The organism is Chitinophaga sp., from assembly GCF_039596455.1.
Taxonomy (GTDB): domain Bacteria; phylum Bacteroidota; class Bacteroidia; order Chitinophagales; family Chitinophagaceae; genus Chitinophaga.
The window spans coordinates 119540-133789 of sequence record NZ_JBCNJR010000008.1; the positions used below are offsets into that span (position 1 = coordinate 119540).

9 protein-coding genes are annotated in these 14250 nt (G+C 54.8%); all 9 read left to right on the forward strand.

All coding sequences use genetic code 11. The features are described 5' to 3' along the window. Positions 1–49: 49 nt before the first annotated feature. The 9 genes from ABDW36_RS21400 to ABDW36_RS21440 all read left to right on the forward strand — a co-directional run bounded on the left by ABDW36_RS21400 (position 50) and on the right by ABDW36_RS21440 (position 14155). Positions 50–2374, forward strand: a complete 2325-nt coding sequence (locus ABDW36_RS21400; RefSeq protein WP_343703968.1) for a GH92 family glycosyl hydrolase — start codon at positions 50–52, stop codon at positions 2372–2374. A 59-nt stretch (positions 2375–2433) separates the two neighbouring features. After that, positions 2434–5526, forward strand: coding sequence for a TonB-dependent receptor (locus ABDW36_RS21405; RefSeq protein ID WP_343703969.1), 3093 nt, complete (start codon positions 2434–2436; stop codon positions 5524–5526). Positions 5527–5547: 21 nt separating this feature from the next. Then, positions 5548–7152, forward strand: coding sequence for a RagB/SusD family nutrient uptake outer membrane protein (locus ABDW36_RS21410; protein WP_343703970.1), 1605 nt, complete (start codon positions 5548–5550; stop codon positions 7150–7152). A 38-nt stretch (positions 7153–7190) separates the two neighbouring features. Further along, complete coding sequence (locus tag ABDW36_RS21415) at positions 7191–8336, forward strand: SusE domain-containing protein (protein ID WP_343703971.1); 1146 nt, start codon at positions 7191–7193, stop codon at positions 8334–8336. A gap of 25 nt (positions 8337–8361) precedes the next feature. Then, entirely contained in the window at positions 8362–9564 is a 1203-nt protein-coding gene (locus ABDW36_RS21420; RefSeq protein WP_343703972.1) for a glycoside hydrolase family 76 protein, read from the forward strand. A gap of 6 nt (positions 9565–9570) precedes the next feature. Next, the gene (locus ABDW36_RS21425; protein WP_343703973.1) at positions 9571–10740 is read left to right on the forward strand and encodes a glycoside hydrolase family 76 protein; all 1170 of its coding nucleotides are present in this window, start codon (positions 9571–9573) and stop codon (positions 10738–10740) included. Between the two features lie 7 nt (positions 10741–10747). Further along, positions 10748–11923, forward strand: a complete 1176-nt coding sequence (locus ABDW36_RS21430; protein ID WP_343703974.1) for an MFS transporter — start codon at positions 10748–10750, stop codon at positions 11921–11923. Positions 11924–12646: 723 nt separating this feature from the next. Further along, on the forward strand, positions 12647–13021 hold the full coding sequence (locus tag ABDW36_RS21435; protein ID WP_343703975.1) for a hypothetical protein: 375 nt from the start codon (positions 12647–12649) through the stop codon (positions 13019–13021). 315 nt (positions 13022–13336) lie between these two features. Then, positions 13337–14155: a Fic family protein gene (locus tag ABDW36_RS21440; protein WP_343703976.1), complete on the forward strand. Its 819-nt coding sequence runs from the start codon at positions 13337–13339 to the stop codon at positions 14153–14155. Positions 14156–14250: the final 95 nt, after the last annotated feature.

Sequence of the window (14250 nt, forward strand, 5' to 3'; positions counted from 1 at the left end):
GGTAACGCTTGTTCCCGGGCAGTTATCATCACCACAAAACAATTTAGGTATGAGAAAGGAAAATTGGATGCTCTGGTTGTTGCTGCTGGTTACAGCATCGCTCAGTGCGCAGGAAAAGAAAGATTGGGTTAGCTACGTAGATCCGTTGATAGGTACGGCGCATTGCCGCTGGTTCCACTTTGCGCCCGGCGCTTCGCCGTTCGGGATGGCAAAGCCGGGGCCGTCTACCAACGGGCATTACGGCAACCCCAACGGTTGGGAAGCGGTGGGGTATGATTACCGGCACACCTCTATTGAAGGGTTCCCCAATTTTCACGAGTTCCAGGTGGGCGGCGTATCGCTGATGCCTACCAAAGGGCAACTGGTTACCGTGCCCGGCCAGTTGGAAGATTCTCTCTCCGGCTACCGTTCCGCCTTTGACCGTGAGCAGGAAAAAGCCACCGCAGGTTATTACTCCGTGCTGCTGAAACGGTACGGCATCAAGGCAGAAGTAACTGCTACCGAGCGGGTAGCTTTTCAGCGCTTTACCTTCCCTGCCGGCGCTGATTCACATATTTTGTTTGACATCGGCAACAAGCAGGGAGAAAGCGGCGAAGTGAAAGACGCCCGCGTATACCAGGCGCCTGATGGCCGCATTGAAGGTTACGTGATCACCCTGCCCGCCTATGTACAGAAATACCAGAAAGGCGCAGAGGTTGCCATGTACTTTTCCGCCGTGGTAGACAAACAACCCTCCGCCGTGGGCACCTTCCGTGGTGAAACGCAAACGCCCGGCGCTACAGACATCAGCGGCCAAGGCGCAGGGCTGTACCTCACCTTTAACACCAAAGACCAGGAAGCCGTTACCGTGCGCCTGGGCCTTTCTTATACATCTATAGAGAACGCCCGCCTCAACATGAAGGCGGAGGCCGCCAACATGAGCTTTGAGCAGGCCAGGCAGCAGTCTCACCAAAAGTGGAACAACTACCTGGGCCGCATCACCGTCACCGGCGGCACTACAGCAGACCTCACCAAATTCTACACCGGCCTGTACCATGCCGTGCTGGGCCGCGGCCTGGCCAGCGACGTGAACGGCGCTTATCCTAAAAACACCGGCGGGGTGGGGCAGATACCCCTCAACGCACAGGGCGTTCCTGTTCACAATCACTACAACACAGACGCCGTTTGGGGCGCATTCTGGAACCTGACGCCCCTCTGGGCCCTCGCTTACCCTGAATATTACTCAGACTTCGTAAGCAGCCAGCTGCTGGTGTATAACGACGCCGGCTGGCTGGGAGACGGTATTGCTTCCAGCAAATACGTATCCGGCGTGGGTACCAACTTTGTGAGCCTGGTGATGGCCGGTGCGTACAACTATGGCATCCGCGATTTTGACGTGGCCAAGGCCTATGCCGCATCCCTCAAGAACGAGATAGGCTATGAGAACAGGCCTGAAGGCGCGGGCAAAGACGATGTGGAGCGCTTCCGTAAATACGGCTATGTAGACCACGTAGACCCGGCGCCCGGCGAGTGGTGCTTCTCCGGCTCCCATACGCTGGAATACTCCTTCAGCGCCTACGCCGTAGCCCAATGGGCCAAAAAGCTGGGCAAGAAGGAAGATTACAACACCCTCTTGAAACTCTCCAAAAGCTGGCAGAACATTTTTGACCCGTCTACCAAATACATGCGCCCCCGCCGCGCCGATGGCAGCTTTGTAGACAACTTCAAACCCACGGAGCCCTGGCGCGGTTTCCAGGAAGGCAACGCGGGGCAATATTCTTTCTACGTACCGCACGATCCCGCTGGCCTCATTGCCAAAATGGGCAAGGCGGAGTTCAACAAGCGGCTGGACAGCATTTTCACTGCCGCGCAGAAAACCACCTTCGGCGGCGGCACTACCATAGATGCCTTCTCCGGCCTGAGCGCGCCGTATAACCATGGCAACCAGCCCTGCCTGCAAATGCCCTGGATGTTCAACTACTCCGGCAAGCCGCACCTTACGCAAAAGTGGGTGCGCGCCATCTGCAACGAGTTTTATGGTACGGAAGGCATTCACGGGTATGGCTACGGGCAGGATGAAGACCAGGGCCAGCTGGGCGCCTGGTACGTGCTGAGCGCCATCGGTCTGTTTGACGTGCAGGGCGGCGCAGCGGCCAAACCGGAGATGCAGATCGGCTCTTCCATTTTCGACAAAGTAGAGATCCAATTGAATAAGAAATACTACAAAGGTGACAAGCTGGAGATTGTAACGCGTAACAACAGCGCCGGCAATATCTACGTGCACCGGCCCACGTTCAACGGCAAAAAGCTCAAGCGCAACGCCATTCCCTTTGAGCAGCTGACGCGGGGCGGAAAGCTGGAGTACGAACTGTCAGACAAACCCGCCGCGTATTAATGCAGCGAAGCATGAGATATAAAAACCACACATTCCACTGATCAAAAAAAATTAAGCCTATGTTCGCTTATTGTCACGTTATCGCAGAGCGGCTCTTCCGGAAGAACGGCCGGCCATTGATGGCACTGCTGCTGTTTCTCGCCATGGCCGGCGGCGCTTACGCCCAGCAGCCGCGCACCGTTACCGGCCGCGTTACAGACAGCGCCTCCAAACAGCCTATACCGGGCGTATCCGTTTCTCTGAAAGGCACCGGCACCGGCACGGCCACGTCTGCCGAAGGTACCTTTTCCCTCAACATTCCCGCCGGCAGCAACCAGCTGCTGGTATTCTCCTCCATTGGCTACGCCACGCAGGAGGTGGCCATTCCCGCCAGCGGCCCGCTGAACGTATCCCTCAGCGTAGCCAGCAGCACGCTCACTGACGTAGTGGTGGTAGGCTACGGCACGCAGAAGCGCACCAGCCTCACTGGCGCGGTAAGCGTGGTAACGGCCAAAGAGCTGGAAGGCAAGCCCGTGGCCAACGCCGTGCAGGCCCTGCAAGGCGCGGCGCCCAACCTCATCATCCAGCAGAACGCTACGGAGCCCGGCGCCGCCATGAACATCAACGTGCGTGGCGTGAGCACCGTGAACAACTCCAGCCCGCTGGTGCTGGTAGACGGTGTGCCCGGCTCACTGGAGCTCATCAACCCGAATGATATTGAGAGCATCAGCGTGCTGAAAGACGCCGCTTCCTCCGCCATTTACGGCTCCCGCGCGGCCAATGGCGTTATTCTCGTTACCACTAAAAAAGGCAGGCTCAACAAAGTGCCGCGTATTACCTACAACGGTTTTGCCGGCGCGCAGCAGCCTACCTTCCTGATCAAGCCGGTAAGCGGCGTGGAGTACATGCAGCTGAAGAACGAAGCGCTCGTGAACTCCGGCCAAACCGCGCAGTTCAGCCCGGAGCAGATCCGCCAGCAGGGCGCCAAAGGCTCTGAAAAATGGTGGATGGACGAAGTGATGCGCCCCGCCGTATTGCAGCACAACCACAACCTGGGCGTTACCGGCGCAGTTGGTAAGGTATCCTACCTATTGTCTGGCGGCTACATGGACCAGAACAGCCTGTACCGCGGGCCCAATTACGGCTACCAGCGGTATAACGGCCGCGCTAACCTCAGCACGCAGCTGGGCAAATTGAAGCTGGGCGGTAACTTTGCCTATGCCAAACAAAAGATACGGGAGCATGCCTATTATTCAGACTGGCTGGTGTCTACCGCCATCCGCATTCCCACTATCTATCCCATAAAAGACACAGCAGGCCATTACTTCCTGGCGCCCACCGCTTCCAACAACCCGCTGGCGCAGCTGGAGCAGGGCGGCCGCAGGCTGTATAACAACGATAGCTATAACTACATGGCCAACGCGGAATATGCCCTCACCAAACACCTCTCCGCCAAAGTGGTGTACGGGGCAGACATCCGCGTGAACAATATGGACGAGTTCCGCCGCTCTATTGACTACGCACCCTATTCCGGCTCAGACAACCAGAGCAGCAGAACGGTGAATCATTCCCGCAGCATACAAGACAACTTCCAGGCGCTGCTCAACTACGATCAGACCTTCAATAAAGTACACGAAGTAAAAGGCCTCCTGGGTTACGCTACAGAAGGGTGGAAGAACGAGTACCGTCAAACCCGCCGTCTCAACGTAGACAACAACACCGGAGATTCCACCACCGGCACGCAAACCCTCACCGGGTTTAACGACACGTACGATACCCGTATAGACCAGTGGGCGCTCAACTCCGTGTTCGGCCGCCTGAACTACGCTTACAATAACAAATACTATTTCGAGTTCAACTTCCGGTACGATGCTTCCAGCCGCTTTGCCAAAGGCAACCGCGGCGCTTTCTTCCCGTCTTTCTCCGCCGCCTGGCGTATAACGGACGAGCCGTTCATGGAAACGGTGCGCCAGAAAGTGGGAGACCTGAAGCTGCGCGGCTCCTGGGGCCAGCTGGGTAACCAGCAGATCATTTCCAACTACGGTTACCTCAACGTGTACACCACTGTGAGCAACATGTACGGCTTCAACAACCTGCCCGTGGCCGGTACTTCTTTTGCCGTGGGCAACCCGGTGATCACCTGGGAGTCCGCCAACTCCGCCAACATCGGGTTTGACCTGTCTATGCTGGACAACCGGCTGACCATCAGCTACGATTATTTCCACAAGATCACAGATAACATCCTGCTGCAGCTGCCTGCTCCTGGCCTCTACGGCGCTACGCCCGCCTTCCAGAATGCCGGTAAAATAAAGAACCAGGGCTTTGAAGTGGCCGTGAACTACCGCGCCAAAACCGGAGATTTCAACCACACTATTGGCGCCAACCTGGCAGACAACCTCAACGAGATCGTTGACTTCAAGGGCAGAACGTTCATACAGGAGGGAGACGTGACTTATATTAACCGAGAAGGTTTCCCCATCAGCTCCTACTACGGCTACCAGGCCGCAGGTTTTTACCAGAGCCTGGAAGATATCAAGAACAGTCCCAAGCCAGCCTTCGTAAATGAAGTGAAGCCCGGAGACATCAAGTACGTAGACCGCAATGGAGACGGCGTGATTGATAACAACGACCGCTTTGTGATGGGCAATCCCTTCCCCCGCTTCACCTTCGGGCTGAACTACGGCGTTACCTGGGAAGGCTTTGACGCCAGCATCTTCATCCAGGGCGTGGGTAAAAGGAACGTGTACATGCGCGGTGAAGGCGTAGAGGCGTTCCACAACAACTGGGACAACGTGTATTCCCAGCACAAAGACCGGTGGACGCCCAACAATCCCTACGCGGATTACCCCCGCCTCACCATCGGCACCGCCTCTGTCAACAACAACGCCAATTCCACCTTCTGGCTGGAAAACGGCGCTTACGCCAGGCTGAAGAACGCGCAGATAGGGTATACCCTGCCTGCCAGCCTCACCAGCAGGGCCAAGATCCAGAAAGTAAGGATATATCTCACCGGGCAAAACCTCCTGACCGTAACCGGCATGAAGAACGGCTTTGACCCGGAGCTGACGGAGTTTAACAATACCCTCAACCTGAACCAGCTCAGCAGCGCCACCAGCGGCCGCATTTACCCGGTTCAGAAAGTATGGGCGGTAGGGCTGGACATCAACTTTTAACCACGTTTAAATGATCTTATTATGAGGATAAGAAAGTATAGTACAATAGTGATGGGGGCGCTGCTGATGGCAGCCGTGGGATGTAAGAAGCTCGATCTGGGCCCTTCTTACCAGGATACGGACCTCACCTTCTGGCAAAAGCCTGACGCTGCGGAGCAAAGCCTCAACAACGTTTACGCAGGCATGTATTCAGACGATTATTATTTCTTCAACGAAAGTCTCAGCGATAATTCCTTCAGCTCCAGCTCCGTAAACGGCGGCGCCGCCCAAAGCATTGCCGCCGGCGCGTACGATGGCCGTACCAACCGCGTGGCAGGGGAGTGGGCCTTTCATTATGGCGGCATCCGCAACGTGAACAACCTGCTGGCCAATATAGACAAGGTGCCTGAGCTGGACGCCGCCCTGAAAGCCCGCTACCAGGCAGAAGCCCGTTTCATCCGCGCGTTCCACTACTTCCACCTGGTGAACTGGTATGGAGACGTACCGCTGATCAAGAATGAAATTTCTTACGAAGAGAGCTTCAACATCGCCCGCACCGCCAAAGCCGAAGTGATCAGCTACGTGCTGGCCGAGCTGGACGAGATCACCGGCGCCCTGCCCCTCAAGGCCGAATACGCCGATGCAGACAAGGGCCGCATCACCAGGGGCGCCGCCGCCGCGCTGAAAGCCAAGGTGCTGCTGTATGACAGCAAATGGAACGAAGCCGCCACCGTGCTGGAACAGATCATGGCAGGCACTTACGGCACCTACACCCTGTTCCCGTCTTTTGCCGGCATCTTCCAGCCGGAGAACGAGAACAACAGCGAAGTGATCCTCAACATGGAGTACGTGCCCGTACACAGAACGCAGTCCATGCAGCGCTTCTTCATCCCCTTCAGCGAAGGCGTGCTCATCAGCGGCATGGCCCCTTCACAATCTTTAGTAGATGATTTTGTAATGACCAACGGCAAGGGCATCCGCGAAACCGGTTCCGGCTACAATGAGAACGCCCCCTTCGCCAACCGCGACCCGCGGCTGGAAGCCACCATCATACATGACGGTTCTTCCTTCATCACCAAACGCGGGGAAACCGTGGTGATCCGCACCGCGCCCGGCACGGGAGACAATGCGGTAGACAAGGCAGACGCTTCCAAAACCGGCTATTACTTCCGCAAGTATTACGACCGTACGGCAGATGGCAACAACAACTCCGGCCTCAACCTCATCCTGCTCCGCTATGCAGACGTGCTGCTTATGTACGCCGAGGCAAAAGCCATGCAGGGCCAGCTGGATGAAGCCACCTGGAACAGCACCATCCGCCCCCTCCGGGAACGCGCAGGCTTTACAGACCCGGCCGCCCTCAACTTTGCCAACTACGCCGGTTTGGGCAACACGGGCCTCACAGACCTGGTACGCCGCGAGCGCCGTACCGAAATGGCCCTGGAAAGCCAGCGGGTATTTGACATCCGCCGCTGGAAGATAGCCGAGACCGTGATGAACGGCACGCTCTACGGCATGAAGGTAGGCGGCAGCCACCTGGTGGTAGACCGCCGTGTGTTTGACGCCAATAAACATTACCTCTGGCCCGTACCGCAGGCAGATATCGACATGAATAAAAACCTGCTGCCGAACAACACCGGCTGGTGATCATAAGCTATATCCACAAATCATCAAAAGACATTGTCATGAAACATACTCTCAAATTCAACATATACAGCATCGTAGCCGCACTGGTGGCTATCGGCACCTTCACTTCCTGCGAAAAGGAAAAGACCATCAACAGCAATATTTCCACCGTTAAGGAATTGTATTACCCCGAAGTGGGCAAATACTTCAAGCTGCAGCCTGCCACCAGCGCCGTGGTGAACTTTGAATGGAGCGCCGCCAGGGCGGAAGACGGCAGCCTGGTGATGTACGAAGTAGCGTTTGATACCGTGGGCGGGGATTTTCAGCGCCCCATCTACACCGTGGCCTCCAACGGCAACGGCGTGCAAAACTCGCTTTCGCTCTCTCATAAGGTGCTGAACAGCATTGCCAGCAAGGCCGGCATCCAGCCCTCCACCAGCGGTTCCCTGCAGTGGACCGTAATAGCCAGCAAAGGCCTCAACGAAAAACGGGCAGACTCTTCCCGCGTGATAGTGATAGAAAGGCCCGCAGGCTTCACGGAAATACCCGCCAACGTATTCGTTACCGGTGCGGCCTCTGAAGGCGGTGCCGACCTGGCCAAGGCCACTCCCATGAAACTGGGTGCAGACGGTGTGTTTGAAGTATTCACCAAGCTGAAAGACGGCGCCTTCTTCTTTGCAGACCGCAACAGCGGCACGCCCGTAACTTATTCCATCCAGGGCACCCGCATGCAGGAAGGAGGGGAGAACCAGCAAACCGGCGAAAAGCTCTACCGCATCCGCCTCGACTTTGCCAACGCCGCCGCTGAAATGATCGAGATCACAGACGCAGGCGTGTTCGCCTCCGCGTATAACAGGTCTATCGGCAAGCTCACCTACGCCGGCAACGGCACCTGGGAAGCCAAAAACGTACCCATTGCTTACTTTGATTTCGGCAGCTGGAAAGATGACCGCTTCAAGTTCCAGTTCCTCACCGCAGACGCAGGCGGCACGGCCGGCACCATGTATTACGGCAGCGTGAACCAGTCTAACTCCACGCCGCCCGATGCCAACACGCCCGCCGCTTACTACCGCGTAGTGCCGGTAGATAATTCACAGTGGGATTACACGTACAAGTACCCCGCCGGCTCAGACGGCAAAACGGGAGACTTTACCCTGAAGCTGGGCGCCAAAGAAGATTACAGCTACCAGCTCACCGTGCATTAATTGCTGAACCATTAAAGCCATTTACATGAGATCGATCTTTTTAATCATAGCAGCCGCGGCCATCACCCTTACCGGGTGTTACAAGGAGCGGGAAGACGTGCCGGTGAAGGTGGATGGAGATACCGCCACCGTGCAGCTCACCTACAAGCTCAAAGCCCGCCAGGCGCTGGAAGATATATACAAGAACTACGGCATCAGTGGCAGCAACTACGTGCGCGAGAGTTTCCCCGCCCAGCCCGGAGACCCGAAGTACGCCTACCTCTGGCCGTACTCCGCCATGTTCACCGCCGCCACGCTGCTGAAGCAGGTGGGGTATACGGATGAAGCCGCCCAGGGTTACTACAACAGCACCCTGGCCGGTATGGAAGGCTACCTGGACGCGTCCAGAACGCCGGCCGCGTACCAGTCCGTGCCCGTGAGCGAAGGCCTGGCAGACCGGTTTTATGACGATAACGCCATTACCGGTATAGACATGCTGGAAGCCTACCAGGTAACCGGCAACGCGCAGCTGCTGCAGAACGCCAGGATCTGTTACGAGTTCTGCGCCTCCGGCGAAACGCCCGAAGCAGGCGGCGGCCTGCACTGGAACGAAGGCGTGCGCAACAACCCGGACGATCCGAATTATATCAAGGCCACCAACGTGACCGCTCTTTCCGCCACCCTGGCCCTGCAGTTGTACCAGCAAGACAAGAACGAGGTATATCTTACTTCCGCCAAACGCTGGTACAACTGGGTCAAACAATACATGCTGGACCCCGCGGACCAAACCTTCTGGAACTCCATCTGGATCAAAGACGGCAGCATCAACTACGCCAAATGGACGTACAACTCCGGCGCCATGATTCAGAACGCCGCGCTGCTCTACAAGATAACCGGTGAGGAGTCCTACCTGACGGACGCTAAAACCTGGGCCCAAGGCTCCTACAACGTGTTCACCCGCCAGGTGTCTGGCCTGGGCCGCTTCTTTACGCCGCACGACCCATGGTTTACCGCCGTGCTGCTGCGCGGCTACCTGGAGCTGCATAAGGCAGACCCAACCGCCGCCACCTACATCAACACACTGGTGGCTAACGTAGATTACGCGTGGCAGCACGCCCGCCTGCCGGATACCAAACAGTTTTACGAAGACTGGTCTGGTTCCGACCTGGGCAGGTATCATTCCCTGCTCACGCATATTGGTATGGTAGAGATCTACGCCAGGATCTCTATCTGGAAAAACGAAGAATAGAAGATGATGAAAAGGATATTATTCAGCATGGTACTGGCCGGCATGGCCCTTACCGCCGCCGCGCAGCAGGTGCAGCCCGCAGCCGAGTACCAGCGCAGGGCTACGGAAATGTTTCACCGGGTGTGGACGCTCTACCGCGTACCGCAGCACGGGCTGTTTTCAGAATATTACCCGCAGCAGCATAAAGATTCCCTCACCTATATGCAGGACGGGAACGTGCAGTCAAAAGAAGTAAGCTACCTCTGGCCGCTGAGCGGCATTGTAACCGCCTCCAGCATCATGATGCGGCTGCCCGGCAAAAAGGCCGTGTACAAGCCGTATGTAGACTCTTCCATGGCCGCCATGTACCAGTACCGGGATACAACACGTCATCCCGCCGGTTACCAGGCCTATCCCTCAAAGTTCGAGAAGGTAGACCGGTATTATGACGACAACGGCCTTGTAGCTATAGACTACATCGAAGCCTACGAAAATACCCATAACCCGGTGTATCTTTCAAGGGCTAAGGAAGTGTTCACCTTCATCATGAGCGGGTGGACGGACGTGCTGGGCGGCGGCGTAACCTGGCTGGAAGGGCATGAAGACCAGAAGCCCGCCTGCAGCAACGGCATGGCTACCCTGGCCGCCCTCAAGCTGTACCAGGCCACCAAAGAGCCGTATTACCTGCAGCAGGGCATCCGGTATTATGAGTGGATGAACAAACACCTGCGTGATTCCGCCGGTTTGTACGCCAACGATATTAAAACCGCCACCGGCATCGTGAACCCGACGTATTACACGTACAACTCCGGCTCCATGCTGGAAGCCGCCGTGATGCTCTACCACTTCACCCGGCAGCAAAAGTACCTGCAAGACGCCCGGCAAACCGCGGAATCTGCGTATCACTACTTCGGCAAACCGCAAGAAGGCATGCGCAGTGAGTTTTGCGACCTGCCCTGGTTTGCCACCGTACTGTTCCGCGGCTACGCCGCCCTGTACGAAGTAGATAAAAAACCGCAGTACCTGAAAGCCATCATTGCCAGGGTAGATCATGCCTGGAATAACCGCGACCGTTACGGCCTGCTCAACCACAACTGGGTCGATGCGCGTGACGAAGCCGGCAAACCCAAATGGCTGCTGGATGAGGCCTGCATTGCAGAGCTGTACGCCCGCATGGCCCTGCTCAACTTAAAATAATATTGCTATGACGCAAGCAACCAGCAACATACCGCAGCCGCCCGCCAAAACCAGGGTAATGCAACTGGCGCCCATCCTGTTCGGGTTCTTTATTATGGGCTTTGTAGACGTGGTGGGCATTGCCACCAACTACGTGAAGAAAGACTTTGCGTTGTCAGACACCCTGTCTAACCTGCTGCCCATGGCCGTGTTCCTGTGGTTCCTGATCTTTTCCGTGCCCACCGGCATGCTCATGAACAAGATAGGCCGCAAACGCACCGTGCAATTGAGCATGGTGGTAACCGGCATAGGGCTGCTGGTGCCCATGCTCTCCTACACGCTGCCCGTGGTGCTGGCCGCCTTTGCCCTCATCGGCATCGGCAACACCCTGCTGCAGGTAGCCCTCAACCCGCTGCTCACCAACGTGGTGAGTAAAGACCGGCTTACCAGCAGCCTCACCGCCGGGCAGTTCATCAAAGCTATCTCTTCCTTCCTGGGCCCCATCATTGCGGCGTTTGCCGTGGCCCAGTTCCATAACTGGCAGTGGCTCTTCCCGGTATTTGCGGGCATCACCCTGCTCTCTTTCCTCTGGCTGAGCGCCACGCCGCTGCAGGAAAACGACCGGAAGGAAAGCACCTCCACCATTGCAGAGTGTTTTGCCCTGCTGGGAGACGGGAAGATATTCCTCTACTTCCTGGGCATTCTCACCCTGGTAGGCATAGACGTAGGGCTGAACGTATCCGCCCCCAAAATATTGATGGAGCGCACCGGCATGGCCCTGGAGCAGGCGGGCTACGTGGCCAGCCTGTACTTTGTGTTCAAAACCGCGGGCACCTTCCTGGGGGCTATCTTGCTCGCCAAATGGTCTGCGCACCGGTTTTACTTAATCTCTTCGGTAGCCGCCGTAGCGTCCATGATAGTGCTGCTATTCGCCTCCACCGCCGCGGTGATCTATTTCGGCGTGGCGCTGGCGGGTTTTGCCTGTGCTAACATCTTTTCCATATTGTTCTCCTTTGCCCTGCAACGGAAGCCGGAACGCTCCAATGAAGTGTCTGGCCTGCTGATCATGGGCGTTTCCGGCGGGGCTATTTTCCCGTTCCTAATGGGCGTGGCCTCTGATGCGGCCGGGGCGCAGTGGGGCGCGGTAGCGGTGTTGCTGGTGTGCTGCTTGTACCATTGGGGGCTAGCGGCGAAGGGGAGGTAAAGAAGCTTGTTTATGTTTTTTGAAGCCGGGGGGATGGGTTTTTACCATTCTCCCGGCTTTGTTTTTGCGTATATTTAAGGTAAATGCCCTGCTATGAAACTGGTTTGTTTCCTGCTTTTTTGTTGCAGCGCGGCCAATGCGCAGACGGATTCCCTGCCTAACTATGCGTATATGAGCACCCATGAATACTATACTGACTACTATACCGGCTGCTGGAAGGCGCGTGATACGGCTAGCGGTAGCCTGATTACCAGGGCAGATGGTACGTTTCAGTGGGTGAGGCTGGGGGAGACCTTGCAGGGGAGCTGGCGGATAGCGTCTCGTTTTAGTATTCCGAAGAAGGTGACGGTGATGGTATTGAAGTTTTCGGGTGGGAAGAGGGAGAGGTACCAGGTTGGGGTTAGTTCGTTTCCGGCGGTTATTTATTTGTCGGAGGATGATGAGTTTCGGAAGGTGGGGTGTAGGTAGGGGATCGTGGAGGGGCAAACTAGTTTGTTTTTGCGCTCCTGCTTTTGGGTTTATAGTGGAAAAATATTGTCAAAACGGGTTTATAATGGAAAATTATCTCCATAAAGTGGTTATAATGGAAAATTGTTGCCAAAAATGGAGTTATAATGGAAAAATATCTCCGTTTGGGTGGTTATAGTGGAAAATGGTCTTTGGGGTAGATTGGGACTTTGGCTGCTGATTTTTGAAATGGTTACTTAGAATATTCAAACCAATATGAGTGTATGGAGAAGAAAAGCGATAGCATGCCTGCCTCACCTAAAAACTGAGCTTGAGAGTAAAGACGTTTCCATTTATGAGGTTTTCTCTGAACTACTGGCTGAGACTATTGCTGCTCACAAATCTGGGGATGATGTGAAGCTGAAGGCCTGTTATGAGTTTGCGGAGTGGTGCTTGCAGCAGAAGGAAAAGAAGCTGTGGAATGCCGCTGGAGTTTCTTTTTATGAGCATTTGGGAGATCAGAAAGAAACGATGCTTGTTATGCCGCAGTGGGTTAGGAGAGAGCTATATGAGCAAATCAAGGGGTTAATTGCATTACGTATTGGGGAGGGAGAGATGAAGGTGGTGGATAGGTTGTATGGTATCATATGACCATATTATTATTGTTTCTTCCATAATCTAATTGAATGATAAATTCAACTTGCCCTTGTTGTGGGTATATTACTTTGTCAGAAAGAGGGGGATATGAAATTTGCCCGATATGCTTTTGGGAGGATGATCCGTATCAATTCAGCGAGCCGGACTACCAGGGTGGGGCGAATAGGGTTTCTTTGAGGGAGGCCCAGCAAAACTTTGTGGCCTTCGGAGCTTGTGAGCGGGAGGCAGTACGTCGTGTAAAGAAACCTGCGAGTAACGATAAAAGAGACCCTGACTGGAATCCTTTGTAGTTTTACTGCACTTTTATTTATGGGCTTACAAATAATTCCAACAGACTTACTACGAGACTATATCAGGCAGGTTGGCGGCCTTAATTTGAGTAATTGTTTTGATTTGCTTAAGGAAGCGGATTTGTCTAATGAGGATTTTAGTTTTCATATTGCCGCCGCTGCCGTTTATTCAGGGAGAATTGAAGGAGAGGCAATTGAACTTGATTCTTATGTCAAATACAAGCGGTTTGGTGTAGAGTTGCAGCCGGATTATGTGTGTAAAACTGATGACCTGTATGCTGCATATCAATTTGCTAAAAATACGCCCATAACTCCCGAAAATATAGCCCAAGCGCATGCTTTGCTGGCTCAACATATTCTTCCCGAAGATTCACAGGGTAAGTTCAGGAATACAAACATGTATGTTACCTCAATGGATGGAAGCATTGAGTATGTTGCGGCGCCCTCATTTGAGGTGCTGGAGGCTATGAAGAGGTTCTATAGTGATCTGGCCGTTTTGCTGGAAAGGGAAATGTCTATTGCAGAGGTTTTCTTTTTTGCCAGTATGATTCACCTGATGTTTGTGAAAATTCATCCATGGCGTGATGGGAACGGCAGGAGCGCCCGGTTGCTGGAGAAGTGGTTTCTGGCGCGGAAGCTGGGAGCTAAGGCCTGGTTGGTGCGGTCGGAGGAGTATTATTATGTGCATCGTCGGGCTTATTACGATAATATTAAGGCGCTTGGGCTGGAATATGGGAGCCTGGGGTTTGGTGAGGCGGGGGGATTTTTGCGGATGTTGGTGGGGAGTGTGGGGAAAATGAGAGTTATAAGAGTGTGTTATAAAAGAATTTGTAACTGATTCTTACCAGAGATTTTGGCAAGAATGCCGAAGGGTAAGGTTTCTTCGTTTTTTTTGCTTTATTTTGTATGAGCAGAATGTTTCCTAGACGCTAA